The sequence below is a fragment of the Isoptericola sp. NPDC056573 genome (genome assembly GCF_042793335.1).
In the GTDB taxonomy this organism is placed as follows: Bacteria; Actinomycetota; Actinomycetes; order Actinomycetales; family Cellulomonadaceae; genus Isoptericola.
In genome coordinates this window covers 453,623-478,340 of the sequence record NZ_JBHTUY010000003.1, presented here as the reverse complement: position 1 = coordinate 478,340, position 24,718 = coordinate 453,623, and the positions used below count along the sequence as shown (strand labels likewise).

Below are 24,718 nucleotides of genomic sequence, written 5' to 3'. Positions count from 1 at the left end.
TCCTGTCGGAGCGGGGCCGGTGCGGGACGCCGTCGGGCTGTACCGTGCGGCGCGACCGTCAGGCGCGCGGCTTCTCGCGCATCTCGAAGGTCTCGATGATGTCACCCTCGGTGACGTCGTTGAACGACCCGAGTCCGATACCGCACTCGAAGCCCTCGCGGACCTCGGTGACGTCGTCCTTCTCGCGGCGCAGCGACTCGATCGTGAGGTCGTCCCCGACGATCTTGCCGTTGCGCAGGACGCGCGCCTTGGTGTTGCGGCGGATGGTGCCCGACCGGACGATCGAACCCGCGATGTTGCCGAACTTCGAGGAGCGGAAGACCTGGCGGATCTCCGCGGTGCCCAGCTGGGCCTCCTCGTACTCCGGCTTGAGCATCCCCTTGAGGGCTGCCTCGACGTCGTCGATCGCCTGGTAGATGACCGAGTAGAACTTGACCTCGACGCCCTCGCGGTCCGCGAGGTCCTCGACACGCTCACCGAACTTCACGTTGAAGCCGATGATGATCGCGTTGTCGACCGTGGCCAGGTTGACGTCGTTCTGCGTGATCGCACCGACACCGCGGTGGATGACCCGCAGCTCGACCTCGTCGCCCACGTCGATCTTGAGCAGCGCGTCCTCCAGGGCCTCGACGGCACCGGAGACGTCGCCCTTGAGGACCAGGTTGAGGGTCTCGACCTTGCCCTGCTCGAGCGCCTTGGTGAAGTCCTCGAGGCTGATGCGCTTGCGGCGCTTGGCCAGGAGGGCGGCGCGCTCGGCTGCCTCGCGCTTCTCGGCGATCTGCCGGGCGGTGCGCTCGTCCGGCGCCACCAGGAAGGTGTCGCCGGCGCTCGGCACGGACGCCAGGCCGAGCACCAGGACCGGTCGGGCCGGGCCCGCCTCGGTCAGCGCCGTGCCGTGCTCGTCGAACATGGCGCGCACGCGGCCGTGGGCCGTGCCCGCGACGATCGCGTCGCCGACGTGCAGCGTGCCCGACTGGACCAGGACGGTCGCGACGGCGCCGCGGCCCTTGTCGAGGTTGGCCTCGATGGCCACGCCTCGCGCGTCCTTGTCCGGGTTCGCCCGGAGGTCCAGCGAGGCGTCCGCCGTGAGCAGCACGGCCTCGAGGAGCTGGTCGATGCCCTGGTTCTGCTTCGCGGACACGTCGACGAACATCGTGTCGCCGCCGTACTCCTCGGCCACCAGGTTGTACTCGGTGAGCTGCTGGCGGATCTTGTCGGGGTTGGCCCCCTCCTTGTCCACCTTGTTCACCGCGACCACGATCGGCACGTTGGCCGCCTGGGCGTGGTTGAGCGCCTCCACCGTCTGCGGCATGACGCCGTCGTCGGCGGCGACCACGAGGATCGCGATGTCGGTCACCTGGGCACCACGGGCACGCATGGCGGTGAACGCCTCGTGACCCGGGGTGTCGATGAACGTGATCGGACGCTCGACGCCCTCGTGCTCCCGGCGCACCTGGTAGGCACCGATGTGCTGGGTGATGCCGCCGGCCTCGCCGGAGACGACGTCGGTCTGGCGGATCGCGTCGAGAAGACGCGTCTTGCCGTGGTCGACGTGGCCCATGACGGTGACGACCGGAGGACGCGCCGCGAGGTCCTCGTCGGACTCGCCCTCGAGCTCGGCGTCGAGGTCGATGTCGAAGGCCCCGAGCAGCTCCCGGTCCTCCTCCTCGGCCGAGACCATCTCGATGACGTACCCGAGCTCGTTCGCGAGCGTGCCGAACGTGTCCTCGTCCAGCGACTGCGTCGCGGTCGCCATCTCACCGAGGTGGAACAGCACCGTGACCAGGCTGGCGGGGTTCGCGTCGATCTTGTCCGCGAAGTCGTTCAGCGACGAGCCGTGGCGCAGGCGGACGACGGTCGAACCGTTGCCGCGGGGCACCTGCACGCCGCCGAGCGACGGCGCCTGCATCTGCTCGAACTCCTGGCGCTTCGCGCGCTTCGACTTCCGCCCGCGGACCGGACGGCCGCCTGCGCGGCCGAACGCACCCTGCGTGGAGCCGCGACCGGCGCCACCACGGCCGCCGGGACGGCCGCCGAAGCCGCCGCCACCGCCGGGACGGAAGCCACCGCCACCGCCGGGGCCGCCACCGGGACCGCCACCGCGGCCGCCACGACCGCCGCCCGAGGGCGCCGGACGCTCGCCGGGGCGCGGCATCGAGGTCTTGCCCGGCATCATGCCGGGGTTGGGGCGCGGCCCGCCGGGACGGGGCGCCGCGGGACGCGGGCCACCGGGACGGGGGCCACCCGGACGGGGACCGCCCGGACGCTCGCCGGAACGCTCGGGCGCGGCCTCGCCGCGGTCCGGGCGCTGACCGGGGCGCGGCATGCCCTGGCTGGACGCGAACGGGTTGTTGCCCGGGCGCGGGCCGCCGGCGCCGCCGGGGCGCTGCCCCTGGCGCGGCATGCCCTGGCTCGACGCGAACGGGTTGTTGCCCGGACGCGGGGAGCGGCCGCCCTTGCCGCCGTCGCGACCACCGTCACGCCCGCCGTCGCGCTGCTCGCGCGCGGCCGGTGCCGGCTTCGGCGCCGCAGGACGCGGACCGGGGGTCGGCGCGCCGGGACGGTTGGCGGGCCTGGCCGGGGACTCCGGCGCTGCCGCGGCGGGCGTCGCGGCCGCCGCCGGGGCGGCGGGCGCCTCGGCCTCGGGCGCGGGCGTCGGCTTCTGCGCGGCGGGCTTGGGGGCAGGCTTCGCCGGAGCGGGCTTCTGCTCGGCGCGGGGCGCCGCAGCCTTCGGCTCGGCGGGCTTGCTCGCCGGGGCGCCCGAGGACGCGGGGGCCGCGCCCTTGTACTTGTCGCGCATGGCTCGCTCGACCGGTGCCTCGAGCGTCGAGGACGCCGAACGGACGAACTCGCCCGCCGACTTCAGGTCGGCGAGCAGGGTCTTGCTCTCCACCCCGAGCTGCTTGGCCAGCTCGTGAACGCGGATCTTCGCCACAACTCTCCTGTCTCGGCCCTCCTGCGAGACAGGGAGGACCGTCGTTAGTACCGAGTACTCATCGCACGGAACTCATCGGGTGCCCATCGGCTTCTGACCCGCTTCCTTGTCGACTTCAGTGGGTGCGGCCGAGCATGCTCGGTCGCGATGGTCCGGCCGCCGGGTGGCGGTGCGGACCGGAGGGACTCAACGGTCTCGCCGCTCCAGGTGTTCCCGGACGCCGGAGAGGTCGAGGGGCCCCGTGACGCGCAGGGCGCGCGGCACGGCCCGACGACGCTCGGCGAGCGCCAGGCAGGCGGGCGTCGGATGGATCCAGGCGCCACGCCCCGGCAGGCACCCTCGCACGTCGACCACGAGGACTCCCTCGCGTCCCGACGGCTCGAGCACCAGCCGCAGAAGAGCGGACCGCTGGTCACGCTCCCTGCACCCGACGCACGTCCGTACCGGGCCGGAGGTTTCCGGAGGGGTACGTGGGGAGGTCGAGGGCTGGGCGCGTGGCCCGGTCCCCGACAGTCTAGCGCGACGACCCACGTGCCGTGACCGGCCTCAGCCCTCGGCCCCGCGGCTCGCCGCGGGGCCACCTGCGTCGTCGCCCTCCACACCGCCGCCGGCGGGCGCCGCCTCGTCCGACCGGATGTCGATGCGCCAGCCCGTCAGCTTCGCGGCGAGACGGGCGTTCTGCCCCTCCTTGCCGATCGCGAGCGACAGTTGGTAGTCCGGCACGACCGCCCGCGCGGCCTTGGCGTCGGCGTCGACCACGGTGACAGAGGTCACACGTGCCGGCGAGAGCGCGTTGGCCACGAAGCGGGCGGGGTCGTCGCTGTGGTCGACGATGTCGATCTTCTCCCCGTGCAGCTCCGCCATGACGGCACGCACGCGCGCTCCCATCGGGCCGATGCAGGCGCCCTTGGCGTTCAGCCCGGCCACCTTGGACCGGACGGCGACCTTGGACCGGTGACCCGCCTCGCGGGCGATGGCCGTGATCTCGACGGCACCGTCCGCGATCTCCGGGACCTCGAGCTCGAAGAGCTTGCGCACCAGGCCCGGGTGCGTGCGGCTCAGCACCACCTGGGCGCCCTTCATCCCCCGCGACACCTCGACCACGTAGGCGCGCAGCCGCTCGCCGTGCACGTACTCCTCGGTGGGCACCTGCTCGTGCGGCGGCAGGACGGCCTCGGTGCCGCCCACGTCCACGAGGACGACCCGCGGGTCGCGGCCCTGCTGGATGACGCCGGCGAGGACCTCGCCCTCCTTGCCGCGGAACATGCCGAGCACCTGGTCGTCCTCGGCGTCGCGCAGCCGCTGCACGATGACCTGCCGCGCCGTCGCCGTGGCGATGCGGCCGAAGTCCGCGGGCGTGTGGTCGAACTCGGGCCCCAGCTCGATCGTGGGCCGCGCCTCGGGGTCCTCGGGGTCCGGCGTGCGGATCTCCTCGCGCGCCCACACGGCGACGTGGCCGGACTTGCGGTCCACCTCGACGCGGGCGCGCGGGTAGGCGTCGGGCGTGCGGTGGTAGGCCGACAGCAGCGCCTGCTCGATCGCTTCCACGAGGACGTCGAGGCTGATGTCCCGCTCCCGCTCCAGCAGCCGAAGCGTGCTCATGTCGATGTCCATCGTCAGCCCTCCTCGTGACGGGCAGAGCCCGTGGTGTGGTCCCGGGCGGCGCCCGTGACCGTGTCCGTGTCCGTGTCGAGGGGCGCCTCGTCCAGGCGCTTCAGCTCGACCTCGATCTTGCCCTGGCGCACGTCGGCGAGGGGCACCCGGGTGCCGTCCTCCAGCACGAGCTCCGCGTCGTCGCCCGCCCCGGCCTCGACGTCCACCAGGCGGCCCGACGTCGTGCCCCCCGTGCGCAGCCGCAGCACCACCAGGCGGCCGCGGGCGCGCCGGAAGTGGCGCACCTCGGTCAGCGGCCGGGAGGTGCCGGGCGTCGAGATCTCGAGCGTGTACGCGCCGGGGACGACGTCGTCGGCGTCCAGCGCGGCGGAGATCGCGCGCGAGACGTCGCCGAGGGTGTCGGAGTCGAGGCTGCCCGGCACGTCCTCGGGGAGGTCCACCGTGACGCGCACGACCGACTTCGCCCCGGCCTGCGTGACGACGACGTCCTCGAGGAACAGGTCCGCGGCGTCGACCGCCGGGGTGACGACCCGCCGCACCGCCTCGGCCTTCGCCCCGCCCGCCGTCGTGCGGCCGTGCTGCGCTGCCATCCCTGCCTCCCGTGGGTCACGTCGTGGACTGCCGTGTGCTCCCGCGCCGGGACGTCCCGCGGCCGGTGTGTCGTTGTGTGCAGCGACCAGCGTAACGAACGACGGGCCGGTCCCGCGCCGTCCGCCGCCCCCGACGGGCGGAGGAACGTCACACGGGCGGGGCCGCGCGCGTGGCATCATCGGCCTCGATGGAACCTCAGCCCACCCCCGACCGGTCCGCCGACGACGACGTGACCGGCGCGGCCCCGACCGCCGCCCGGCGCCGCCCCCTGGCCGCCGCGGGGGCGCTGCTCGCCGTCGGGCTCCTCGCCGGGTGCGGGGTACGGCTGGAGGCCCCTCCCGCGGGCGAGCCGGTGCCCGACAGCCTCGAGGTGGTGCGCCGCACCGCCGTCGCGGACGCCCTCCTCGTGGCCGACGGCGCCGAGGCCGCGCTCGAGGAGGTGCCCACGTCCCGCAAGCGTGTCGTCGCCGAGCTCACGCGCATCGCCGCGTCCTCGCGCGAGCAGGCCGAGGCGCTCGGCGGCGAGTACGACTCCGGCCTCGCCACCGGCGCGCCCACCGACACGCAGTCCTCGGCCTGGGACAGGGCGACCCCGGCCGACGTCGTCCAGGCGCTCGACGACGCGGCCGCCCGGTCGCGGACGGCCGCCGGGACCACCGGCGACGGGCCGCTGGCCCGGCTGCTGGCGTCGGTCGGCGCTGCCCAGACCGTCTCGGGCGAGCGCCTCGCGGCGCTGGTCGACGTCGCCGGGCCCGACGTCGTCGAACCTCGCGTGCCCGTGCCGGTGGAGGCCGACCAGGACGACGCGGACACCGAGGAGGACGCCGAGGAGGCCGAGCAGGAGGTGCCCTCCCCCGACGTTCCCTCCGACGACGCCTCCGCCGCCGGGCAGGACGACGGCGAGGCGGACGGGCAGGCGGACGAGGGAGCGGCGGACGACGGACCGGTGCCCGAAGGGCTGACGCCCCACGACCTGAGCACGCTCGTCGTGTCCGAGGACGCGACCCGCTACGCGCTGCAGCTGCGGGCGGCGATCGGCTCGGGCACGACGCGCGAACGGCTGCTCGAGCGGGTCGAGGTGCACGCGCAGCGGGCCGACGGGTGGGCTGCCGTGGCGGGCACGCAGGCCACGGCGGACGACCCGCGTCGCGCCGCCTACGCCGTGCCGCGGCTCGCGGACCAGGGCGACGACGCGCTGGTGATCGACCTGGAGAACGACCTCGCCACGGACTACGCGTCCCTCGTCGGCACGACGGCGGCCGGCACCCGCGGGGTGCTCGTCGACCTGCTGGTCGACTCCGCCGTGGCCCTCGACGACTGGGGCGCCGAGCCCGAGCCGTTCCCCGGCCTGCCGGAGCAGGCCGGGGACGACGCGTCCGCCTGACCTCCGCGGGACGTCCCGCGCGGTGGTGTCAGTCCGCCAGCAGGGCCGCGACGCGCTCGGTCACGACCCGCGCCGCGTCGGCCACGGGGACCTGCTCCGACGCTCCGGCGCGCGGGCGCACCTCCACCAGGCCGTCCGCGAGACCGCGGCCGACGACGACGATCAGCGGCACGCCGAAGAGCTCCGCGTCGGCGAACTTCACGCCGGGCGACACCTTGGGGCGGTCGTCGTAGATCACCTCGACGCCCGCGTCGACCAGCTCGGTGGCGAGCTTCTCGGCGGCGTCGAACACCTCCGTGCCCTTGCCGGTCGCGACGACGTGCACGTGCGCGGGGGCGACGTGCGCCGGCCACGCGAGGCCCTTGTCGTCGTGGTTGACCTCCGCGAGCGCCGCGAGGGCCCGCGTCACGCCGATCCCGTACGAGCCCATGGTGACGGTCACGGCCTTGCCGTTCACGTCGAGCACCTTGAGGTCGAGCGCCTCGGCGTACTTGCGGCCGAGCTGGAAGATGTGGCCGATCTCGATGCCCCGCGCGAGCTCGAGGGGCCCGGAGCCGTCGGGCGCGGGGTCGCCGGCGCGCACCTCGGCCGCCTCGATGGTGCCGTCGGCGGCGAAGTCGCGGCCCGCCACCAGGTCGAAGACGTGCCGGCCCGGGGCGTCGGCGCCGGTGATCCACCGGGTGCCGGGCACCACGCGCGGGTCGAGCAGGTACCGGATCGCGGAGCTCGTCGAGCCGTCCTCGGCCTCGACCTGCGCGCCCTGCGGCCCCAGCACGCCGGGGCCGATGTACCCCTTGACGAGCTCGGGGTGCGCGGCGAAGTCCGCCTCGGTGGCGGGCTCGGCCTCGGCCGGGGTGAGGGAGGCCTCGAGACGCTTGACGTCGACCTCGCGGTCGCCCGGCAGCCCCACGACGAGCAGCTCGCGCCGACCGTCCGGGTGCGTGACGGCGAGCACCACGTTCTTCAGCGTGTCCGCGGCGGTCCAGGGACGGGCGGGGCGGGCGTGCTTCTCGTTCGCGCACGCCACCAGCGACTCGATGGTCGGGGTGTCGGGGGTGTCCTCGACGTGCGCGGCCGGGGCGTCGTCGTACGGGAGCGCGTCCGGCACGGGCGTGACCACGGCCTCGACGTTCGCGGCGTACCCGCCCGCCGAGCGCACGAACGTGTCCTCGCCGATGGGCGACGGGGACAGGAACTCCTCCGAGCGGGAGCCGCCCATCGCGCCGGAGGTCGCGGAGACGATGACGTAGTCGAGGCCGAGGCGGTCGAAGATCCGCTGGTACGCGCCGCGCTGGCGCTCGTACGCCGCCGCGAGGCCCTCGTCGTCGATGTCGAAGGAGTAGGCGTCCTTCATGATGAACTCGCGCCCGCGGATGAGGCCGGCGCGGGGCCGGGCCTCGTCGCGGTACTTCGTCTGGATCTGGTACAGCGCGAGGGGCAGGTCCTTGTACGACGAGTACAGGTCCTTCACCAGCAGCGTGAACAGCTCCTCGTGCGTGGGCGCCAGGAGGTAGTCGGCCTCCTTGCGGTCCTGCAGCCGGAAGAGGTTGGGGCCGTACTCGGTCCAGCGGCCGGTGGCCTCGTAGGGCTCGCGCGGCAGCAGCGCCGGGAAGTGCACCTCCTGCGCACCGATCGCCTCCATCTCCTCACGGACGACGGCCTCGATCTTCGCCAGCACGCGCAGGCCGAGCGGCAGCCAGGAGTAGATGCCGGGGGCCGCGCGGCGGATGTAGCCGGCGCGCACCAGCAGCCGGTGGCTCGCGACCTCGGCGTCGGCCGGGTCCTCGCGCAGGGTGCGGACGAAGAGGTGGGACAGGCGGAGCAGGTCGCCCTGGGGCTGACGGGCGGACGCGATCGACATGGGGGCAAGCCTAGCGGCGCGGCGGGCCTCCCCCGGCCGGTGTCGCCGTCGCATCACTGGTCGCCGTCGCACCGTGCTGGCAGCATGGCGGCATGCCCGAGCTTCCCGAGGTGCAGGCGCTGGCGGAGTTCCTCGACGCTCGTACGTCCGGCCACCGCGTCGTCGCCGCCGACGTCGCGGCCATCGCCGCGCTCAAGACGTTCGACCCGCCCGTGACCGCGCTCGTCGGCCAGGAGGTCCACGGCGTCACCCGCCACGGCAAGTGGCTCGATCTCACGGCCGGTCCCGACGGCGGCGAGACGCACCTGCTGTTCCACCTGTCGCGCGGCGGCTGGGTGCGCTGGTCGGACCAGGCGCCGACCACGCCGGTACGCCCGCGCATGGGCGGCTCGTCGCGCGGGGCGGCGCTGGCGCTGCGGGTGCGGCTCGACGACGGCGCAGGCTTCGACCTCACCGAGGCGGGCACCCGCAAGCGCCTGGCGGTGCACGTGGTACGCGACCCGCGGGAGGTGGAGCAGGTCGCCACGCTCGGCGTCGACCCGCTCTCGGACGCCTTCACCCCGGACGCTCTCGCCGCGTTGATGCAGGACAGGAACCAGCAGGTCAAGGGCCTGCTGCGCGACCAGCGGGCGATCGCCGGGATCGGCAACGCCTACTCCGACGAGATCCTGCACGTCGCGCGGGTCTCGCCGTTCAAGCTCACCCGGTCGTTCACCCCGGACGAGGTCGCGGCGCTGCACGACGCCGTCGTCACCACCCTGCGCGACGCCGTCGCGGCGTCGTCGGGCAAGCCCGCCAAGGAGCTCAAGGACGCCAAGCGCGCGGGGATGCGCGTGCACGGCCGCACGGGCGAGGCGTGCCCGGTCTGCGGCGACGTCGTGCGCGAGGTCAGCTTCGCCGACCGCTCGCTGCAGTACTGCGCCACCTGCCAGACCGGCGGGCAGGTGCTCGCCGACCGGCGGATGTCGAGGCTGCTGAAGTAGCAGGCCTGCCGGTCAGCCTGCCGCGACCGCGTCGCGCGACGCCACGAAGGCGTCGACGCACGCGCGGACCTGCTCCGGCGTGTGGGCGGCGGAGAGCTGGACGCGGATGCGCGCCTCGCCGCGCGGCACGACCGGGAACGAGAAGGCCGTGACGTACACGCCGCGCTCCCCCATCGCCGCCGCCACCTTCGCCGCGAGCACGGCGTCGCCGAACATCACCGGCACGATCGGGTGCTCGCCGGGCAGCAGGTCGAAGCCCGCCTCGGTCATGAGACGACGGAACAGGGCGGCGTTCTCGGTCAGCCGGGCGCGCAGGTCCGCGGAGCCCTCCACGAGGTCGAGCGCCGTGAGGGTGCCCGCCACGATCGTCGGCGCCAGCGTGTTCGAGAACAGGTAGGGGCGGGCGCGCTGCCGCAGCAGGTCGACGATCTCCTGGTGCGCCGCGACGTAGCCGCCGGACGCGCCGCCCAGGGCCTTGCCGAACGTGCCCGTGAGGATGTCCACGCGGTCCGCGACGCCGAGCAGCTCCGGCGTCCCGCGGCCGTGGTCGCCCATGAACCCCACCGCGTGCGAGTCGTCCACGAGGACGAGCGCGGAGTACCGGTCGGCGAGGTCGCAGATCTCGCGCAGCGGCGCGAGGTAGCCGTCCATCGAGAACACGCCGTCCGTGACGACCACGACGTGGCGGGCGCCGCCGTCGCGCGCCGCGCGGAGCTGGTCCTCGAGGTCGGCCATGTCCCGGTTCCGGTAGCGGAACCGGGCGGCCTTCGACAGGCGGATGCCGTCGATGAGCGAGGCGTGGTTGAGCGCGTCCGACACGATCGCGTCGTCGGCGCCGAACAGCGTCTCGAAGACCCCGCCGTTGGCGTCGAAGCACGACGAGAACAGGATCGAGTCGTCCGTCCCCAGGAAGCCCGCCAGGCGCTGCTCCAGGTCGCGGTGCTGGTCCTGCGTGCCGCAGATGAACCGCACGCTCGCCAGCCCGTAGCCCCACGTGTCGAGGGCGTGCCGCGCCGCCGCGACGATGCGCGGGTCGTCGGCCAGCCCGAGGTAGTTGTTGGCGCAGAAGTTGAGCAGCTCGGCGCCGTCGGCGCGGATGCGCGCGCCCTGCGGGCCGGCGATGCCGCGCTCGTGCTTGGTGAGACCCGCGCTCTCGATCTCGGCGAGCTGGCCCGCCAGGTGCTCCCGGAACGTCCCGTACATCGCTACGCCTTCCCCTCGTCGTCCTGCGCGTCGTCCTGCGCGTCGTCCTGCGCGTCGCCCCAGTCCGTCCAGTCGAGCACGACCTTGCCGCCGTGTGCGGAGGCCGCGGCCTCGAACCCCTCGCGCCAGCGGCTCGCGGGGAGCCGGTCGGTCACGACCGACGCGATCGCCGTCCGCAGGGTCGCGCTGGTGCGCAGCATCGCGTCCATCGCCTGCCACGTCTCGAACATCTCCCGGCCGTAGATGCCCTTGAGCGTGAGCATGTGGGTCACGACCGTGCCCCAGTCGACGGCGATCGGCCCGGACGGCAGGCCGAGCATCGCGATCCGCCCGCCGTGGTTCATGTTCTCGATCATCTCGGGCAGCGCGCTCGGCGCCCCGCTCATCTCGAAGCCGACGTCGAACCCCTCGCGCAGGCCGAGCTCGCGCTGCGCGTCGGCGACCCGGGCCGTGCGCACGTCGAGGGCGGCGTCCGCGCCCATGGCCTTGGCCATCTCGAGCCGGGCCGGGCTGACGTCCGTGCCCACCACGAGGTGGGCGCCCGCGTGCCGGGCGACGGCGATCGCCATGAGCCCGATGGGCCCGCAGCCGGACACGAGCACGTCCTCGCCGATCACCGGGAACGCGAGCGCCGTGTGGACCGCGTTGCCGAGCGGGTCGAAGATCGCCGCGACGTCCAGGTCGACCTCGGCGTGGTGCACCCACACGTTGGTGGCGGGCAGCACGACGTACTCGGCGAACGCGCCGTCGCGGTGCAGGCCGAGGCCCTGGGTGCGGATGCACATCTGGCGGCGCCCGGCGCGGCAGTTGCGGCAGGTGCCGCAGACGATGTGCCCCTCGCCCGAGACGAGGTCGCCCACGGCGACGTCGTGCACCGTCTCCCCGACCTCGACGACCTCGCCGACGAACTCGTGGCCGGGCACCAGCGGCGCCGCGATCGTGGACGCGGCCCAGTCGTCCCAGCGGTCGATGTGCAGGTCGGTGCCGCAGATGCCGGTGCGCAGCACCCGGATCTTCACGTCGCCGATGCCGGCCTCCGGCTCGGGCCGCTCCACCAGCTCCAGCCCGGGGCCCGGCCCCGGCTTGTACAGCGCCCTCATCGTCGTCCCGCCCGTCGACCCCTCACGGACCTCACCCCGGCTGCCGCCGTCGCTCGCGTCGTCACGCGCCGTACCATCTCACGATCCGGACAGATCCGGGAACCGCAGGGCACCGGTCAGAACAGCACCGTCGTGAACGTGCCGACCTGCTCGAAGCCCACGCGCCGGTAGGTGGCGAGCGCGGGCGCATTGAAGGCGTTGACGTACAGCGAGACCACGGGCGCCACCTCGCGCCGCGTCGCGACGACGACGGCGGCCATGCCGGGCGCGGCCAGGCCGCGCCCGCGCCGCAGCGGGTCGACCCACACGCCCTGCACCTGCGCCACCCCGCCCGCGACCGCGCCCAGCTCGGCCTTGAAGGCGACGAAGGGCCCGGGTCCGGTGCCCGCGCCCGAGGTCGAACCGGCTGCCTCCATGCGCACGAACGACCGCCCCTCGGCCACGAGGGAGCGCACGCGCAGGGCGTACGCGCTGCCCGGCGACGCGGCCGGGGCGTAGCCGACCTCCTCCGCGAACATCCGCACGCAGGCGGGCAGCACGGCGTCCACCTCGCCGAGGGTCGAGCGCCGCACCTCCGGGTCGGGCTCCACGTCGGGGTCGCGCGCGATCGCGAGGGACGGCTGGTCGGCGCGCACCTCGCGCGCCGGCGGCCAGCGGGGCGCGAGCAGGTCCCAGAGCGCGAGCGCCGCCGTCCGCTCCCCCACGATCGACGAGGAGCGCCGCCCCTGGGCGCGGGCCGTCGCGGCGAACGCGGCGACGGCGTCGTCCGCGTCGCGGCCCGCGAGGTCCGGGGCCAGCACGGGGACGAGGTTCGCGCCGGACCAGCAGACCGCGACCAGCGGGCCCGTCGCCGGGAAGCCCCAGGCCTGCCCGCCGGCGGCGGCGAAGCCCGCCACCGCCGCCACCTCGAGCCGCGCCGCCGCGAGCACCGACGTCACCGGGTCGAGGGCGCACAGGGCGCGGGCCTCGGCGAGGTCCTCCTGGCCGAGGACGCGGGCCCGCGGGCGGCGCACGTCGAGGCCGCGCGCGTCGCCGCGCGCCCGCACCGCCGGTCGCCAGCCGCCCATCACGCCCCCTTCGCCGCCGTGGGCCCTCCCGCCATCGTCCCCGATGCGGCCGCCACAGGTCGACCTGTCGGCCGGACCGTCAGCCGACCGTGACCTCGGGGGCCCCGGCCTGCGCCTCGTTCTCGGGGGCGGGCATCGTCTCGGCGATGCGCATCGCCTCCTCGATGAGGGTCTCGACGATCATCGCCTCCGGGACGGTCTTGATGACCTCGCCCTTGACGAAGATCTGGCCCTTGCCGTTGCCCGACGCGACGCCGAGGTCGGCCTCGCGCGCCTCGCCCGGGCCGTTGACGACGCAACCCATGACCGCGACGCGCAGCGGGACCGTCATCCCCTCGAGACCCGCGGTGACCTTCTCGGCGAGCGTGTAGACGTCCACCTGGGCGCGGCCGCACGACGGGCAGGAGACGATCTCGAGCTTGCGCGGGCGCAGGTTGAGCGCCTGCAGGATCTGCGTGCCGACCTTGACCTCCTCGACCGGCGGCGCGGACAGCGACACCCGGATCGTGTCGCCGATGCCCTGGCTGAGCAGGGCCCCGAACGCGGTGGCCGACTTGATCGTGCCCTGGAACGCCGGGCCCGCCTCGGTGACGCCGAGGTGCAGCGGCCAGTCGCCGCGCTGCGCGAGCAGCTCGTAGGCGCGCACCATGACCACCGGGTCGTTGTGCTTCACGGAGATCTTGAAGTCGTGGAAGCCGTGCTCCTCGAACAGGCTCGCCTCCCACACGGCGGACTCGACCAGCGCCTCCGCGGTCGGCTTGCCGTACTTCTCCAGCAGGCGCTTGTCGAGGGAGCCGGCGTTGACGCCGATCCGCAGCGAGACCCCGGCGTCGGAGGCCGCCTTCGCGATCTCCTTGACCTGGTCGTCGAACTTGCGGATGTTGCCCGGGTTCACGCGCACGGCGGCGCAGCCGGCGTCGATCGCGGCGAACACGTACTTGGGCTGGAAGTGGATGTCCGCGATGACCGGGATCTGCGACTTCTTCGCGATGGCGGGCAGCGCCTCCGCGTCGTCGATGGTCGGCACCGCGACGCGCACGATGTCGCAGCCCGACGCCGTCAGCTCCGCGATCTGCTGCAGCGTCGCGTTGATGTCCGTCGTCGGGGTCGTCGTCATGGACTGGATGCTGATCGGCGCGTCACCGCCGACGGCCACCTTGCCCACCTGGATCTTGCGGGACTTGCGGCGCGGGGCCAGCGTGGGCGCGGGCGGAGTAGGCATGCCGAGATTGATCGCAGTCACGGTGCCAGTATCGCGCCTGCGGGCGGGTGCTACGCACGCGGGCACCGCACCGGCACGGAATCCCCGCGCGTCGTCACGCACGACCTTCACCGGACCGGGCCGGCGGCGAGGGTCCTCAGCCCAGGCGTACCGGGTCGACCAGGTCTGCGACGATGAGGATCGCCCCGGTGCCGACGAGCACGACGAACATCACGTAGGCCACCGGCATCATCCGCGCGACGTCGGCCGGACCGGGCCGCGGGAGCCCGCGCAGCCGCGCGAGCGTGCGCTTGGCGCCCTCGTACAGGGCGTTGACGACGTGCCCGCCGTCCAGCGGCAGCAGCGGGATGAGGTTGAAGACGAAGAGCGCCACGTTGAGCGCGGCCAGCAGGCTCAGCAGGAACTGCAGCGTGCTGACCACGGGGGCGTCCGCGGCGACGGCGTCCACGGCCATCCGGCCGACACCGACCACGGACACCACGGAGTCCTGCGACCGCGGCTCGTCGGTGAACGCCTGCACCGCGGCGTCGCCGATGCGCACCGGGAGCGTGACGATCATGCCCGCCGTGCCGGAGACCTGCTGCCAGACCGCCTCCGGGACGGTCGAGACCGGCAGCGGCTCGTACTCCTGCGTCGGTGTGACGCCCAGGAACCCCGCGGTCTCCGTGACCGGCTGTCCGTCGGCGCCGACCTTCGCGGTGCCGTCGGCCTCGACCACCGGGACCTGCCGGTCCGACGTCGTGACGGTCAGCGGGACCTCCGCGCCGTCGCGCAGCACGACCACCGGGACCTGCTGGTCGGGGGCGTCCGCGATCGCGCCGGAGAGCTGCTCCCACGACGTCACGGCCGTGCCGTCCCACTCGACGATCTCGTCGCCCGGACGCAGACCCGCCGCGGCCGCCGGGGACGGCGCGGCGTCGTCGCCGCACACGGGCGCCCCCTCCGCCGTCGTCGACGTGGGCGTGCACTCGCTCACCGCGCCGACGGTCGTGGTCACCGTCGGCGCCCCGATGCCCACGAGGACGACGAACGTGAGCACGACCGCGATGAGGAGGTTCATCACCGGGCCGCCGAGCATCACGACGAGCTTCTTGGGCGTGGACAGGTGGTAGAAGGCGCGGTGCTCCTCGCCGGGGCGGATCTCGCTCACGGACGCGTCGCGCGCGTCGGCGATCGCCTGCCCGAAGAAGCCGCCGCGACGGCGGGTGCCCTCGGGTGCGGGCGGCATCATGCCGACCATCCGCACGTAGCCGCCCAGCGGGATCGCCTTGACCCCGTACTCGGTCTCCCCCTTGGTGCGCGACCACAGCGTGGGGCCGAAGCCGACCATGTACTGGCTCACGCGCACGCCGAACTTCTTCGCGGGCACCATGTGGCCCACCTCGTGCAGGCCGATGGAGAGGGCGAGGCCCACGACCATCACGGCGATGCCGACCACCCAGGAGAGAACGTCCACGGCGTCGAGCCTAGGACACCTGCGGCGACCCGCCGCACGCCCCGGTCGCGCGGGCGTGGAGGGTTCGTCAGGACCGCGCGAGGATCTCGTCCGCGCGGGCCCGCGCCCAGCGCTCGGCGCCCTCGACGGCGTCGAGCGTGACGCCGGCGGCCGCGACGCCGTCGTGCTCGGCCAGCACCCGCTCCACCGTCTCGACGATGTCGAGGAAACCGATGCGCCCGGCGAGGAACGCGGCCACCCCCTGCTCGTTCGCCGCGTTGTAGACGGCGGGGTGGGTGGCCGACGCCGCGGCGGCGGCGCGCGCCAGCCCGACCGCCGGGAACGTGTCCTCGTCGAGCGGCTCGAACGTCCACGACGCGGCGCGCGTCCAGTCGCAGGGCGGGGAGACGACGTCGAGCCGCTCCGGCCAGGACAGCCCGAGCGCGATGGGCAGCCGCATGTCCGGCGGGGACGCCTGCGCGATCGTCGACCCGTCGTGGAACTCGACCATGGAGTGCACCACCGACTGGGGGTGCACCACCACGGTGATGTCGTCGACCGGCACGTCGAAGAGCAGGTGCGCCTCGATGAGCTCGAGGCCCTTGTTCATCAGCGAGGCCGAGTTCACCGTCACCACCGGCCCCATCGCCCAGGTGGGGTGGGCGAGCGCCTCGTCGACCGTGACCTTCTTGATGTCGTCGCGGCTGCGACCGCGGAACGGTCCGCCGGAGGCCGTGAGCACCAGGCGCCGCACCTCGCTCTGATCGGGTGAGTGCGCGCCGGCGCGCAGCGCCTGGGCGATCGCCGAGTGCTCGGAGTCCACCGGCACGATCTGCCCGGGCGCGGCCGCGGCCTTGACCAGCGAGCCGCCCACCACGAGCGACTCCTTGTTCGCCAGCGCCAGCGTCGAGCCGCCCTCGAGCGCCGCGAGCGTGGGCCGCAGGCCCACCGACCCGGTGATGCCGTTGAGGACGACGTCGCTGCCGCGGCCCGCCAGCTCGGTCGCCGCCGCCGGCCCGGCCAGCACCTCGACGTCGCCCGCCGCGGCGCCGAGCCGCTCGACCAGGGCGGCCCGCAGCTCGTCCGCGCGGGCGCCGTCCGCGACGGCGACCGTGCGCGCCCCCACGGTCGCGACCTGCTCCGCGAGCAGCACGACGTCGGACCCGCCCGCGCTCAGCGCCTCCACCCGGAACCGCCCGGGGTGGGCCCGCACGACGTCGATGGCCTGCGTGCCGATCGAGCCGGTGGAACCGAGGAGCGTGACGGTGCGGGGGGTCGCGAGGTCGGGCATGGCGCCCATCATCCCAGGCCCCCACGCTCGTTCGGCCGCGTCGTCCCACCCCGTCGACCCACCCCGCCGTCCCACCCGGCGACTCGCCGCGGAATCGCGCGGAATTCACCCGCTCCGGTGCTTGACTTCCGGACAAGGACCTCTCTCGCCCGGTCGCGGCAGGGTGTGACGCCGGTTACGTTCGCATACATGCGTCCTTATCGCGTGATAGTCGGCAAGCGCGCCATGTCCACCCTCGCCGGGATCGCCGCCCTCGTCACCGGGGCGGTCGTCGGCGTGGCGGCACCCGCCGCCGCGGACGGCGACGGCGAGACCCACCGCATCTTCGCGACCCGCGAGGGCCTGGTGGGCAAGCGCACCGCGAACGGCCACACGATCGAGAAGCGGGACCACTTCGTCGCCCTGCCTTCCCGGCGCGCCCTGTCCGCCGACGGCGACGGCGCGTACTCCGTCCGGGTCTGCCGCGCCGACAGCGCGCGGTGCGAGTACGCGCCGGTGTGGGACGTCGGGCCGTGGAACACCACCGACGACTACTGGAGCTCCACCCGGCACGCCGCGCGCGACCTCCCGAAGGGGACCCCGCAGGCGTCCGCCGCCTACCGGCTCGGCCACCACGGCGGCAAGGACCTCTTCGGCCGCAAGGTCACCAACCCCGCAGGCATCGACCTGGCGGACGGCACCTACTGGGACGGCCTGGGCCTGCGCTCCAACGCCTGGATCGACGTGACCTACCTGTGGCAGGGCTCCGCCCGGACCGGGATCGTCTCCGCCGACGGCGGCACCCTCAACGTCCGCACCGGCCCGGGCACCGGATACCGGTGGACCGGCGTCGCCGCCGACACCGCGCGCGTGCCGCTGCTCTGCCACGCGCGCGGCCAGACGGTCACGGGCACCCGCGGCACCACGAACCTCTGGTACCGCATCGGCCCGAGCAACTGGGTGTCCGACGCCTACCTCAACACGGGCAGCGGCTCCGCCCTCGCCCCCGCCTGCTGACGGGCGGGGTCAGACCCCGGCAGGACTCTCGGCCACCGCGCGACCGGCGCGGTCACCACCGCTCTCCACAACCGTCGGCGTCGACCAGGCCCGCGCCCCGGCGCCGAGCGCGACGGCGGTCACCGCGACCACGACGGCCGCAGGGACCGGCAGCGCCCCGACACCGCCGCCCGCCACGACCCACGACGCCAGCGCGGCCCCGACGGCGATGCCGCCGTTGAACACCACCGGGATCAGCGCCGACGACGTCGCCCGCCGCTGCGGCCCGCCGAGGCGCAGGATCAGCGTCTGCGCCAGGGGAGGCAGCGCGCCCGACGACACGCCCCACAGCACGACGACGGCCACACCGAGGGCCGGATGCACGTCCACCACCGCCAGCCCGAGCAGGGCGAGCGCGGTCCCGCCGGCAGCGAGCGCGAGCACGGGGGCGGTCCGCGCCCCGAACCGGCCGGCCAGGACCACGCCCAGCGCGGACGCGACGCCGAACACCAGGAGCAGCCCGCTCACGCCGCCCGGCAGCGCGTCGGCCGGCACCTCGACGATGCGCGTCACGTACGTGTACGCGCCGTAGTGCCCCACCAGCAGCACGCCGACGATCGCCGTGACCGTGATCATCGGACCGGGCCCCCCGGCCGGCGCGGGTCCCGCGGCGCCCGGCGTCGCCCCCTCACCGGGCCGCTCCGTGGCGGGCGCGGCCGCACGCGCGACGACGAGTCGCACCAGGACGGCGACCACCAGCGTCAGCAGCGCGAGGCCGGCGAACGCGGCCCGCCAGCCGACCACCCGGGTGACGAGGCTGGCGAGCGGCGTGCCGAGCACCATGCCGAGGGTGGCGCCACCCAGCACCACGGCGATCGAGCGGGCGAGCAGCCGGTCGGGCACCAGGTCGGCGACGTGCGCGTTCGCGGACGCCCACAGGAGCCCGACGGCGGCCGCACCCACCAGTCGCGCCCCCACGGCGACGCCGTACGTCGGCGCCAGCGCGGTGGCGAGGGACGAGGCGGCCAGGACGCCGAGCGCGACCGCGACCACGGCGCGCCGGTCCCTGCCGGCGACGAGGCGCACGAGCGGGAAGCTCGCCACCACCACCGCGGCGGCCCACACGGACACGAGCAACCCGGTGCGCGCCTCGGAGACGCCGAGCCCCGCGCTCATCTGCGGCAGCACGGCGGTCGGCAGCATCTCGGCGGTGACCATCGTGAAGGTCGCCGTGCCGAGGACCAGCAGGGAGGGCCACGGGAGCCCGTCGGACGGGGTGGGGGGAGATCCTGGTGTCGTCATGTGTCCGACGCTAGAGTTTGACATTGATGTCAATGTCAAGTGTGAACCCGGTCACTCCTGGAGGTGCGAGATGAAGATCGGCGAGCTCGCCCGGCGCGCGGGCGTCGCGCCGCGCCTCGTGCGGTACTACGAGCAGCAGGGCCTGCTCGTGGCCGACCGCGCGGCGAACGGGTACCGCACCTACTCCGAGGACGACGTCGAGCGCGTGTCCAGGGTGGCCGGGATGGTGCGTGCCGGGATCCCCACACGCCTGATCAAGGTGCTGCTCGACATGGAGACGACGAGCCGGTCCGAGGCGCCGACCTGCCCACGCACGGTCGCGGAGATGCTCGCCACGGAGCTCGTGGGCATCGAGGACAAGATCGCCTGCCTCACCCGCAGCCGGGACACGATCCGTGACGTCCTCACCCGCACCGAGCAGGCCGCCGTCCTGTCGGAGGCCGCGGCGGGCGCCGCCACGACCTCCGGCCGGTGAACGACGAGGGCCGCCGACGTGTCGTCGGCGGCCCTCGTCAGGTCTCGCGGTCGTGCCCCGGGAGGTCACTCGACCCCGAGCAGCACCTCGATCGCGCGGGCGAAGAACCGGTCGACCGGACCCTCGGCGTAGGCGTCCGACCCCTTGGCCCGGCCGAAGGTGGCCGAGCGGATCTCGCCGGAGCTCAGCGGCTCCTGCCGGTCGAAGTAGGCGACGAGCCGGTCGCACAGCGCGTCGACGTCGTCCGGGTCGTAGCCCTGCTCGCCGCGGTCGGCCGGGGCGAACTTGTCGCCGTCGGGCCGCCCCAGGCGCCCGTACATCGTACGGGCGCGGTCGGCCAGCGCGGCCATCCACGCCTCCTGCCCGTGCGCCGCCACGTACTCGGCGCGCTGCCGCGCGATGAACGCCGACTCGAGACGGTCCAGCGCCGCGTCGACCTCGTGCGTGTCGTAGCCGCCGCGCACCAGGTCGAACGTCGACACCTGGATGTCGGCGTGCGACAGGGGCTCCGCGGTGCGACCCTCGTACGCCTGCCGGGCGTGGTCGAAGAAGTCCTCGACCTCGTCGCGGTCGTACCCGGTGCGCATCGCGGACACCGTGCTGAACAGTGCGCTCACTCGTCCTCCTCGGCAGCCAGCTGCCCGCAGGCGCCGTCGATGTCGCTCCCGCGGGTGTCACGGATCGTGGTGGGGATGCCGTGCCCGCGCAAGCGGGCCACAAACTCGTCCTCGACATCACGCTCGCTCGCGGTCCAGATGGACCCGGGCGTGGGGTTGAGCGGGATGGGGTTGACGTGCACCCAGCCGCGCCCGCGCGCGTTGAGCTTCTCCCCCAGCAGGTCGGCGCGCCAGCCGTGGTCGTTCATGTCCTTGATGAGCGCGTACTCGATCGACACGCGCCGCCCGGTGACCTCGAAGTAGCGCCGTGCGGCGTCGAGGGCCTCGTCCACGCTCCACCGGGTGTTGATCGGCACGAGCTCGCTGCGCAGGTCGTCGTCGGGCGCGTGCAGGCTGAGGGCGAGCGTCACCGGGATCTCGAGCTTCGTGAGCTTCTCGATCGCGGGCACCAGTCCCACGGTCGAGACGGTGATGTTGCGCGCCGACATGCCGAAGCCCTCGGGCTGCGGCGCGACCAGGGCGCGGACCGTCTCGAAGACGGCCTTCGGGTTCGCCAGCGGCTCGCCCATCCCCATGAACACGAGGTTGTTGAGCCGCGTGGGCCCCCCGGGGATCTCTCCCGCCGCGAGCGACCGGTTCGCCGCGCGCACCTGCTCGAGGATCTCCGCCGTCGACAGGTTGCGCGTGAGGCCCAGCTGGCCCGTCGCGCAGAACGGGCACGCCATGCCGCACCCCGCCTGCGACGACACGCACAGCGTGGTGCGGTGCGGGTAGCGCATGAGCACCGACTCGACCTTGGCGTCGTCGAACAGGTGCCACAGCGTCTTGACGGTGGTGCCGCCATCGGCCTCGAGACGCCGGGTCGGGCGGATGAGCTGCGGGAACATCGTCGTCGCGATGGCCTCGCGCGTCTTCGCCGGCAGGTCGGTCATCTGCTCCGGGTCGGACGTGTAGTGCTGGAAGTAGTGCGTCGCGAGCTGCTTGGCCCGGAACGGCTTCTCCCCCATCTCCTGGATCGACGCGACGCGCTCGGCGGGCGTGAGGTCGGCGAAGTGCCTCGGCGGCTTGCCCCGGCGGCGCGGCGCCATCTGCAGGGGCATCGGCGCGGTCTCGTCGCCCGGCCGGACCGCGGGGAACCCGAGGTCGGCGCCGGACGTCGCGGGACGGGCGGTGGTGGGGGGCATGACGTGTCCTTACAGGGCGGTCGTGGGCGCCATCGTGAGCACGAGGTACACGAACGGGGCGGTGACGACCAGCGAGTCGAGGCGGTCCAGCACACCCCCGTGACCCGGGAGCAGCGAACCCATGTCCTTCAATTCTAGGTCCCGCTTGATGAGGGACTCGGCGAGGTCGCCCACGGTGGCCGTGATCGCGGTGAGCACGCCGAGCACGATGCCGAGCACCGGGCTCGCGTCGAGGGCGAGCACCGCGCCCGCGACACCCACGGCCGTGGCCAGCACGAGCGAGCCACCCAGGCCCTCCCAGGTCTTCTTCGGGCTCACGGTGGGTGCCAGCGGGTGGCGGCCCATCGTCACCCCGGCGATGTACCCGCCGGTGTCGTTCGCCACGGCCAGGAGGATGAACAGGGCCACCCGCAGCTCGCCGTCGGGCTGCGCGAGCAGCAGCAGGACGAAGCCCGCCAGGAACGGCACGTAGGTGGCCGCGAAGACCGCGGCCGCGCAGTCGCGCAGCGCCTGCGGCCCGGGGCCGTCCAGCACCCGCCAGACGACGACGGCGCCGACGGTCAGCACGTACGCGACGAGCAGCGCCTCGGGTCCCGCGGTGTACGCCGAGACCACCATGCCCGCGCCGCCCACGAGCAGCGGCAGCATCGGCAGGTGGATGTCCCGGCGGGCGAAGGCCTGCCGCAGCTCCCACAGCGCGGCACCGACCGCGACCGCCGCGACCGCGACGAACGGCTCGGGCCGGAACCACAGGGACGCCGCGACGCCGACGAGCAGCAGGACGCCGACCGCGATCGCCACGGGGAGGTTGCGGCCGGCGCGCGACGACGTCGGGTCCGCCGCCCCGGCGGTGGCCGGGTCGAGCGGGGACGCGTCCTCGCCCGGTTCGAGGGGATGGGCCACCATCAGACCTCGAGCAGCTCGCTCTCCTTGCCGGCGAGCAGCTGGTCGATCGCGTCGACGTGCTTCTTCGTCAGCGACTCCAGCTCCTTCTCGGCCCGCGTGACCTCGTCCTCGCCGGCCTCGCCGTCCTTGACGATGCGGTCCAGCTCCTCCTTGGCCTTGCGGCGGACGTTGCGCACCGAGATGCGGGCGTCCTCCGCCTTCGTCTTCGCGAGCTTCACGTAGTCGCGACGGCGCTCCTCCGTGAGGGCGGGCATGATGATGCGGATCGCGTTGCCGTCGTTGGACGGGTTGACGCCCAGGTCGGACTCGCGCAGCGCCTTCTCGATGGTGGTCATCGAGCCCTTGTCGAACGGGGAGATGAGCACCGTGCGAGCGTCCGGGATGTTGAACGACGCGAGCTGCTGCAGGGGCGTCGGGGCGCCGTAGTAGTCCACGGTGATCTTCGAGAACATGCCCGAGCTGGCGCGGCCCGTGCGGATCCCCGCGAACTCCTCCTTGGCGACCTCGATCGCCCTGTCCATCTTCTCCTCGGCCTCGAGGAGGGTGTCGTCGATCACCGGTGCTCCATTCTCGTCGTCGTGCTCGTCGTCGTGCTGCGTGGGGTCGTACGGCTGGTGCGGCGTCAGTGGGTGGTGACCAGCGTGCCCATCTTCTCGCCCAGCAGCGCGCGGGTCACGTTACCCGGCTCCTCGAGGCCGAAGACACGCATGCGCACGTCGTTGTCCCGGCACAGGGACAGCGCGGTGGCGTCCATCACGTTCAGACCGCGCACCAGGGCGTCGGTGTAGGTCAGGTGCTCGAGGCGCTCGGCGTCCGGGTCCGTGCGCGGGTCGGCCGAGTAGACGGCGTCCACGCCGTTCTTGCCCATGAGGACCTCGTCGCAGTGCGTCTCCAGGGCACGCTGGACCGACACGGTGTCGGTGGAGAAGTACGGCATGCCGGCGCCCGCGCCGAAGATCACGACCCGCCCCTTCTCCAGGTGCCGGATCGCGCGCAGCGGGATGTACGGCTCGGCGACCTGGCCCATGGTGATCGCGGTCTGCACGCGCGTCTTGACGCCGTCCTGCTCGAGGAAGTCCTGCAGCGCGAGGCAGTTCATCACCGTGCCGAGCATGCCCATGTAGTCGGCGCGCGCGCGGTCCAGGCCGGCGCGGGAGAGCTCGGCGCCCCGGAAGAAGTTGCCGCCGCCGGAGACGATCGCGACCTGCACGCCCTGCCGGACGGCGTCGCCGATCTCCTGCGCGATCCGCCGCACGACGTCGGTCGCGAGGCCCACGCTGCCGCCCCCGAAGGTCTCGCCGGAGAGCTTGAGGAGCACCCGGCGCGCGGGCGCGGCCTCACCGGTCGCCTCGCCCGTCGTGCTGGTCCGCTCGGTCTGGTTGGTCTCGGTCACGTGGGTCACCGTCGCTCTCTGGTCTGTTCCGCATGCCGGTCTGTTCCGCATGTCCTGCGGCATGTCCGCGTCCGCCGTGCACCGCCGTCGACGGGCCCGGCAGGTCGGGCGCGCTCGCCCGGTGGTTCGTGTTCGGTGGTACGTGGTCGCCCTCCGCGCATCCTGGCACCGGACGGCGGCTCCCGCCCCGTCAGGGGGCGGGCGCGGGCGGGTACGCGAAGGCCCGACCGCACCGCGCACGGTGCGGTCGGGCCTGAGCGCGGGGAGGCGTCAGCTGCCGACGCGGAAGCGGACGAAGCCGAGCAGGTTGCCGCCGGTGGTGGCGACATGCTTGGCGACGGTCGTCTTCGTGTCCTTGGCCAGCGGCTGGTCCACGAGCACGGCGTCCTTGAAGAAGCCGTTGAGGCGACCCTCGACGATCTTCGGCAGCGCGGCCTCGGGCTTGCCCTCGGCGATCGAGACCTCGCGCGCGATCTCGCGCTCCTTCTCGACGACGTCCGCCGGGACGTCCTCGCGGGACAGGTACTTCGGGGCGAGCGCGGCGATGTGCTGCGCGACGTCCTTGGCGACGGGCTCGGCCGCGTCGTCGGTGGCGACGAGCACACCGATCGACGGCGGCAGGTCCTTGGCCGTCTTGTGCAGGTAGGTCGTCACCTTGGGGGCCTCGAGGCGGGCCACGCGGCGCAGCACGACCTTCTCCCCCATCGTGGCGCCCTGGGCGGCGATGGTGTCGGCCACGGTGCCCTCGGCGGCCGGGGCGGCGAGGCCGGACTCGGCGTCCGTGGCACCCGCGGCGGCGACGGCCTCGAGGACCGCGTCGGCGAGGGCGATGAACTTCTCGTTCTTGACGACGAAGTCCGTCTCGGCGTCGAGCTCGATCATCGTGGCGACCTGGCCGGCCGCGGAGTCGGCGACCTTGACGGCCACGAGGCCCTCGGTGGTCGCGTTGCCCTCGCGCTTGGCGGCGCGGGCCAGACCCTTCTTGCGGATGATCTCGATCGCCTGGTCGGTGTTGCCGTCGGCCTCGTCGAGCGCCTTCTTGACGTCGAGCATGCCGGCACCGGTGCGCTCGCGCAGCGCCTTGATGTCAGCGGCGGTGTAGTTCGCCATGGATGTCCTCCGTGCTGGTTCGAGGTCCGCCCGGCCCCGGTCGGGAGCCGGGCGGAGTGGGTCGTGCGGC

At 73.9% G+C, this 24,718-nt stretch carries 22 protein-coding genes; 4 read left to right on the top strand and 18 right to left on the bottom strand.

From position 1 onward, the window contains the following. Nucleotides 1-58: 58 nt before the first annotated feature. From infB to rimP, 4 genes are all read right to left on the bottom strand, one after another. A complete protein-coding gene (gene infB, locus ACFQ8E_RS07360; RefSeq protein ID WP_430549913.1) occupies nucleotides 59-2,935 on the bottom strand; it encodes a translation initiation factor IF-2 in 2,877 nt (958 codons plus the stop codon). Between the two features lie 186 nt (nucleotides 2,936-3,121). Further along, complete coding sequence (locus tag ACFQ8E_RS07355; protein WP_430549912.1) at nucleotides 3,122-3,466, bottom strand: YlxR family protein; 345 nt, start codon at nucleotides 3,464-3,466, stop codon at nucleotides 3,122-3,124. 15 nt (nucleotides 3,467-3,481) lie between these two features. Continuing rightward, nucleotides 3,482-4,549: a transcription termination factor NusA gene (nusA, locus tag ACFQ8E_RS07350; RefSeq protein WP_430549911.1), complete on the bottom strand. Its 1,068-nt coding sequence runs from the start codon at nucleotides 4,547-4,549 to the stop codon at nucleotides 3,482-3,484. A gap of 2 nt (nucleotides 4,550-4,551) precedes the next feature. After that, on the bottom strand, nucleotides 4,552-5,139 hold the full coding sequence (gene rimP, locus ACFQ8E_RS07345) for a ribosome maturation factor RimP (protein ID WP_430549910.1): 588 nt from the start codon (nucleotides 5,137-5,139) through the stop codon (nucleotides 4,552-4,554). 188 nt (nucleotides 5,140-5,327) lie between these two features. Between rimP and ACFQ8E_RS07340 the strand changes: the two genes are divergently transcribed. Continuing rightward, nucleotides 5,328-6,524, top strand: coding sequence for a DUF4439 domain-containing protein (locus tag ACFQ8E_RS07340; RefSeq protein WP_430549909.1), 1,197 nt, complete (start codon nucleotides 5,328-5,330; stop codon nucleotides 6,522-6,524). 28 nt (nucleotides 6,525-6,552) lie between these two features. On the opposite strand, the gene ACFQ8E_RS07335 is transcribed toward ACFQ8E_RS07340, so the two are convergent. Continuing rightward, complete coding sequence (locus ACFQ8E_RS07335; protein ID WP_430549908.1) at nucleotides 6,553-8,385, bottom strand: proline--tRNA ligase; 1,833 nt, start codon at nucleotides 8,383-8,385, stop codon at nucleotides 6,553-6,555. Nucleotides 8,386-8,477: 92 nt separating this feature from the next. On the opposite strand from ACFQ8E_RS07335, the gene ACFQ8E_RS07330 reads away from it, so the two are divergent. Next, the gene (locus ACFQ8E_RS07330; RefSeq protein WP_430549907.1) at nucleotides 8,478-9,368 is read left to right on the top strand and encodes an Fpg/Nei family DNA glycosylase; all 891 of its coding nucleotides are present in this window, start codon (nucleotides 8,478-8,480) and stop codon (nucleotides 9,366-9,368) included. 12 nt (nucleotides 9,369-9,380) lie between these two features. Here ACFQ8E_RS07330 and ACFQ8E_RS07325 read toward each other — a convergent pair whose 3' ends face one another. The 6 genes from ACFQ8E_RS07325 to dxr all read right to left on the bottom strand — a co-directional run bounded on the left by ACFQ8E_RS07325 (nucleotide 9,381) and on the right by dxr (nucleotide 16,686). Further along, nucleotides 9,381-10,571 (bottom strand): glycine C-acetyltransferase, encoded by a 1,191-nt coding sequence (locus ACFQ8E_RS07325; RefSeq protein WP_430549906.1) that lies wholly within the window; start codon nucleotides 10,569-10,571, stop codon nucleotides 9,381-9,383. 2 nt (nucleotides 10,572-10,573) lie between these two features. After that, nucleotides 10,574-11,671, bottom strand: a complete 1,098-nt coding sequence (gene tdh, locus ACFQ8E_RS07320) for an L-threonine 3-dehydrogenase (protein ID WP_430549905.1) — start codon at nucleotides 11,669-11,671, stop codon at nucleotides 10,574-10,576. A 116-nt stretch (nucleotides 11,672-11,787) separates the two neighbouring features. Beyond that, entirely contained in the window at nucleotides 11,788-12,738 is a 951-nt protein-coding gene (locus ACFQ8E_RS07315) for a GNAT family N-acetyltransferase (RefSeq protein ID WP_430549904.1), read from the bottom strand. Nucleotides 12,739-12,817: 79 nt separating this feature from the next. Continuing rightward, a complete protein-coding gene (gene ispG / locus ACFQ8E_RS07310; protein ID WP_430549903.1) occupies nucleotides 12,818-13,960 on the bottom strand; it encodes a flavodoxin-dependent (E)-4-hydroxy-3-methylbut-2-enyl-diphosphate synthase in 1,143 nt (380 codons plus the stop codon). Between the two features lie 136 nt (nucleotides 13,961-14,096). After that, complete coding sequence (locus ACFQ8E_RS07305) at nucleotides 14,097-15,416, bottom strand: M50 family metallopeptidase (protein ID WP_430549902.1); 1,320 nt, start codon at nucleotides 15,414-15,416, stop codon at nucleotides 14,097-14,099. Between the two features lie 67 nt (nucleotides 15,417-15,483). Beyond that, nucleotides 15,484-16,686 (bottom strand): 1-deoxy-D-xylulose-5-phosphate reductoisomerase, encoded by a 1,203-nt coding sequence (dxr, locus tag ACFQ8E_RS07300; protein WP_430549901.1) that lies wholly within the window; start codon nucleotides 16,684-16,686, stop codon nucleotides 15,484-15,486. A 189-nt stretch (nucleotides 16,687-16,875) separates the two neighbouring features. Here dxr and ACFQ8E_RS07295 point away from each other — a divergent pair, with 189 nt between their 5' ends. Beyond that, nucleotides 16,876-17,682: a hypothetical protein gene (locus tag ACFQ8E_RS07295; protein ID WP_430549900.1), complete on the top strand. Its 807-nt coding sequence runs from the start codon at nucleotides 16,876-16,878 to the stop codon at nucleotides 17,680-17,682. A 9-nt stretch (nucleotides 17,683-17,691) separates the two neighbouring features. Here the strand turns inward: ACFQ8E_RS07295 and ACFQ8E_RS07290 are convergent, their stop codons facing one another. Continuing rightward, nucleotides 17,692-18,963, bottom strand: coding sequence for an MFS transporter (locus ACFQ8E_RS07290; protein WP_430549899.1), 1,272 nt, complete (start codon nucleotides 18,961-18,963; stop codon nucleotides 17,692-17,694). A 70-nt stretch (nucleotides 18,964-19,033) separates the two neighbouring features. Here ACFQ8E_RS07290 and ACFQ8E_RS07285 point away from each other — a divergent pair, with 70 nt between their 5' ends. After that, a complete protein-coding gene (locus tag ACFQ8E_RS07285) occupies nucleotides 19,034-19,438 on the top strand; it encodes a MerR family transcriptional regulator (RefSeq protein ID WP_430549898.1) in 405 nt (134 codons plus the stop codon). A 65-nt stretch (nucleotides 19,439-19,503) separates the two neighbouring features. Here the strand turns inward: ACFQ8E_RS07285 and ACFQ8E_RS07280 are convergent, their stop codons facing one another. The 6 genes from ACFQ8E_RS07280 to tsf all read right to left on the bottom strand — a co-directional run bounded on the left by ACFQ8E_RS07280 (nucleotide 19,504) and on the right by tsf (nucleotide 24,648). Further along, complete coding sequence (locus ACFQ8E_RS07280; protein ID WP_430549897.1) at nucleotides 19,504-20,055, bottom strand: DivIVA domain-containing protein; 552 nt, start codon at nucleotides 20,053-20,055, stop codon at nucleotides 19,504-19,506. Then, nucleotides 20,052-21,143, bottom strand: coding sequence for a 23S rRNA (adenine(2503)-C(2))-methyltransferase RlmN (rlmN, locus tag ACFQ8E_RS07275; RefSeq protein WP_430549950.1), 1,092 nt, complete (start codon nucleotides 21,141-21,143; stop codon nucleotides 20,052-20,054). The genes ACFQ8E_RS07280 and rlmN overlap by 4 nt, the downstream gene beginning before the upstream one ends. 105 nt (nucleotides 21,144-21,248) lie before the next feature. Then, nucleotides 21,249-22,145, bottom strand: a complete 897-nt coding sequence (locus ACFQ8E_RS07270) for a phosphatidate cytidylyltransferase (protein ID WP_430549896.1) — start codon at nucleotides 22,143-22,145, stop codon at nucleotides 21,249-21,251. Next, on the bottom strand, nucleotides 22,145-22,702 hold the full coding sequence (gene frr / locus ACFQ8E_RS07265; RefSeq protein ID WP_430549895.1) for a ribosome recycling factor: 558 nt from the start codon (nucleotides 22,700-22,702) through the stop codon (nucleotides 22,145-22,147). Before frr ends, ACFQ8E_RS07270 begins: the two co-directional genes overlap by 1 nt. Before the next feature lie 65 nt (nucleotides 22,703-22,767). Next, on the bottom strand, nucleotides 22,768-23,547 hold the full coding sequence (pyrH, locus tag ACFQ8E_RS07260) for a UMP kinase (protein WP_430549894.1): 780 nt from the start codon (nucleotides 23,545-23,547) through the stop codon (nucleotides 22,768-22,770). Nucleotides 23,548-23,808: 261 nt separating this feature from the next. Beyond that, entirely contained in the window at nucleotides 23,809-24,648 is an 840-nt protein-coding gene (gene tsf / locus ACFQ8E_RS07255; protein WP_430549893.1) for a translation elongation factor Ts, read from the bottom strand. Nucleotides 24,649-24,718: the final 70 nt, after the last annotated feature.

What these genes read in the sequence shown, in the direction of transcription:
- ACFQ8E_RS07315 (WP_430549904.1), bottom strand. Translation starts at nt 12,738, where the DNA reads ATGGGCGGCTGGCGACCGGCGGTGCGGGCGCGCGGCGACGCGCGCGGC.
- dxr (WP_430549901.1), bottom strand. Translation starts at nt 16,686, where the DNA reads ATGCCCGACCTCGCGACCCCCCGCACCGTCACGCTCCTCGGTTCCACC.
- ACFQ8E_RS07295 (WP_430549900.1), top strand. Translation starts at nt 16,876, where the DNA reads ATGCGTCCTTATCGCGTGATAGTCGGCAAGCGCGCCATGTCCACCCTC.
- ACFQ8E_RS07270 (WP_430549896.1), bottom strand. Translation starts at nt 22,145, where the DNA reads ATGGTGGCCCATCCCCTCGAACCGGGCGAGGACGCGTCCCCGCTCGAC.
- ACFQ8E_RS07335 (WP_430549908.1), bottom strand. Translation starts at nt 8,385, where the DNA reads ATGTCGATCGCGTCCGCCCGTCAGCCCCAGGGCGACCTGCTCCGCCTG.
- ispG (WP_430549903.1), bottom strand. Translation starts at nt 13,960, where the DNA reads ATGCCTACTCCGCCCGCGCCCACGCTGGCCCCGCGCCGCAAGTCCCGC.
- rimP (WP_430549910.1), bottom strand. Translation starts at nt 5,139, where the DNA reads ATGGCAGCGCAGCACGGCCGCACGACGGCGGGCGGGGCGAAGGCCGAG.
- tdh (WP_430549905.1), bottom strand. Translation starts at nt 11,671, where the DNA reads ATGAGGGCGCTGTACAAGCCGGGGCCGGGCCCCGGGCTGGAGCTGGTG.
- ACFQ8E_RS07330 (WP_430549907.1), top strand. Translation starts at nt 8,478, where the DNA reads ATGCCCGAGCTTCCCGAGGTGCAGGCGCTGGCGGAGTTCCTCGACGCT.
- ACFQ8E_RS07290 (WP_430549899.1), bottom strand. Translation starts at nt 18,963, where the DNA reads ATGACGACACCAGGATCTCCCCCCACCCCGTCCGACGGGCTCCCGTGG.
- tsf (WP_430549893.1), bottom strand. Translation starts at nt 24,648, where the DNA reads ATGGCGAACTACACCGCCGCTGACATCAAGGCGCTGCGCGAGCGCACC.
- ACFQ8E_RS07285 (WP_430549898.1), top strand. Translation starts at nt 19,034, where the DNA reads ATGAAGATCGGCGAGCTCGCCCGGCGCGCGGGCGTCGCGCCGCGCCTC.
- ACFQ8E_RS07340 (WP_430549909.1), top strand. Translation starts at nt 5,328, where the DNA reads ATGGAACCTCAGCCCACCCCCGACCGGTCCGCCGACGACGACGTGACC.
- ACFQ8E_RS07325 (WP_430549906.1), bottom strand. Translation starts at nt 10,571, where the DNA reads ATGTACGGGACGTTCCGGGAGCACCTGGCGGGCCAGCTCGCCGAGATC.
- rlmN (WP_430549950.1), bottom strand. Translation starts at nt 21,143, where the DNA reads ATGGCGCCGCGCCGCCGGGGCAAGCCGCCGAGGCACTTCGCCGACCTC.
- nusA (WP_430549911.1), bottom strand. Translation starts at nt 4,549, where the DNA reads ATGGACATCGACATGAGCACGCTTCGGCTGCTGGAGCGGGAGCGGGAC.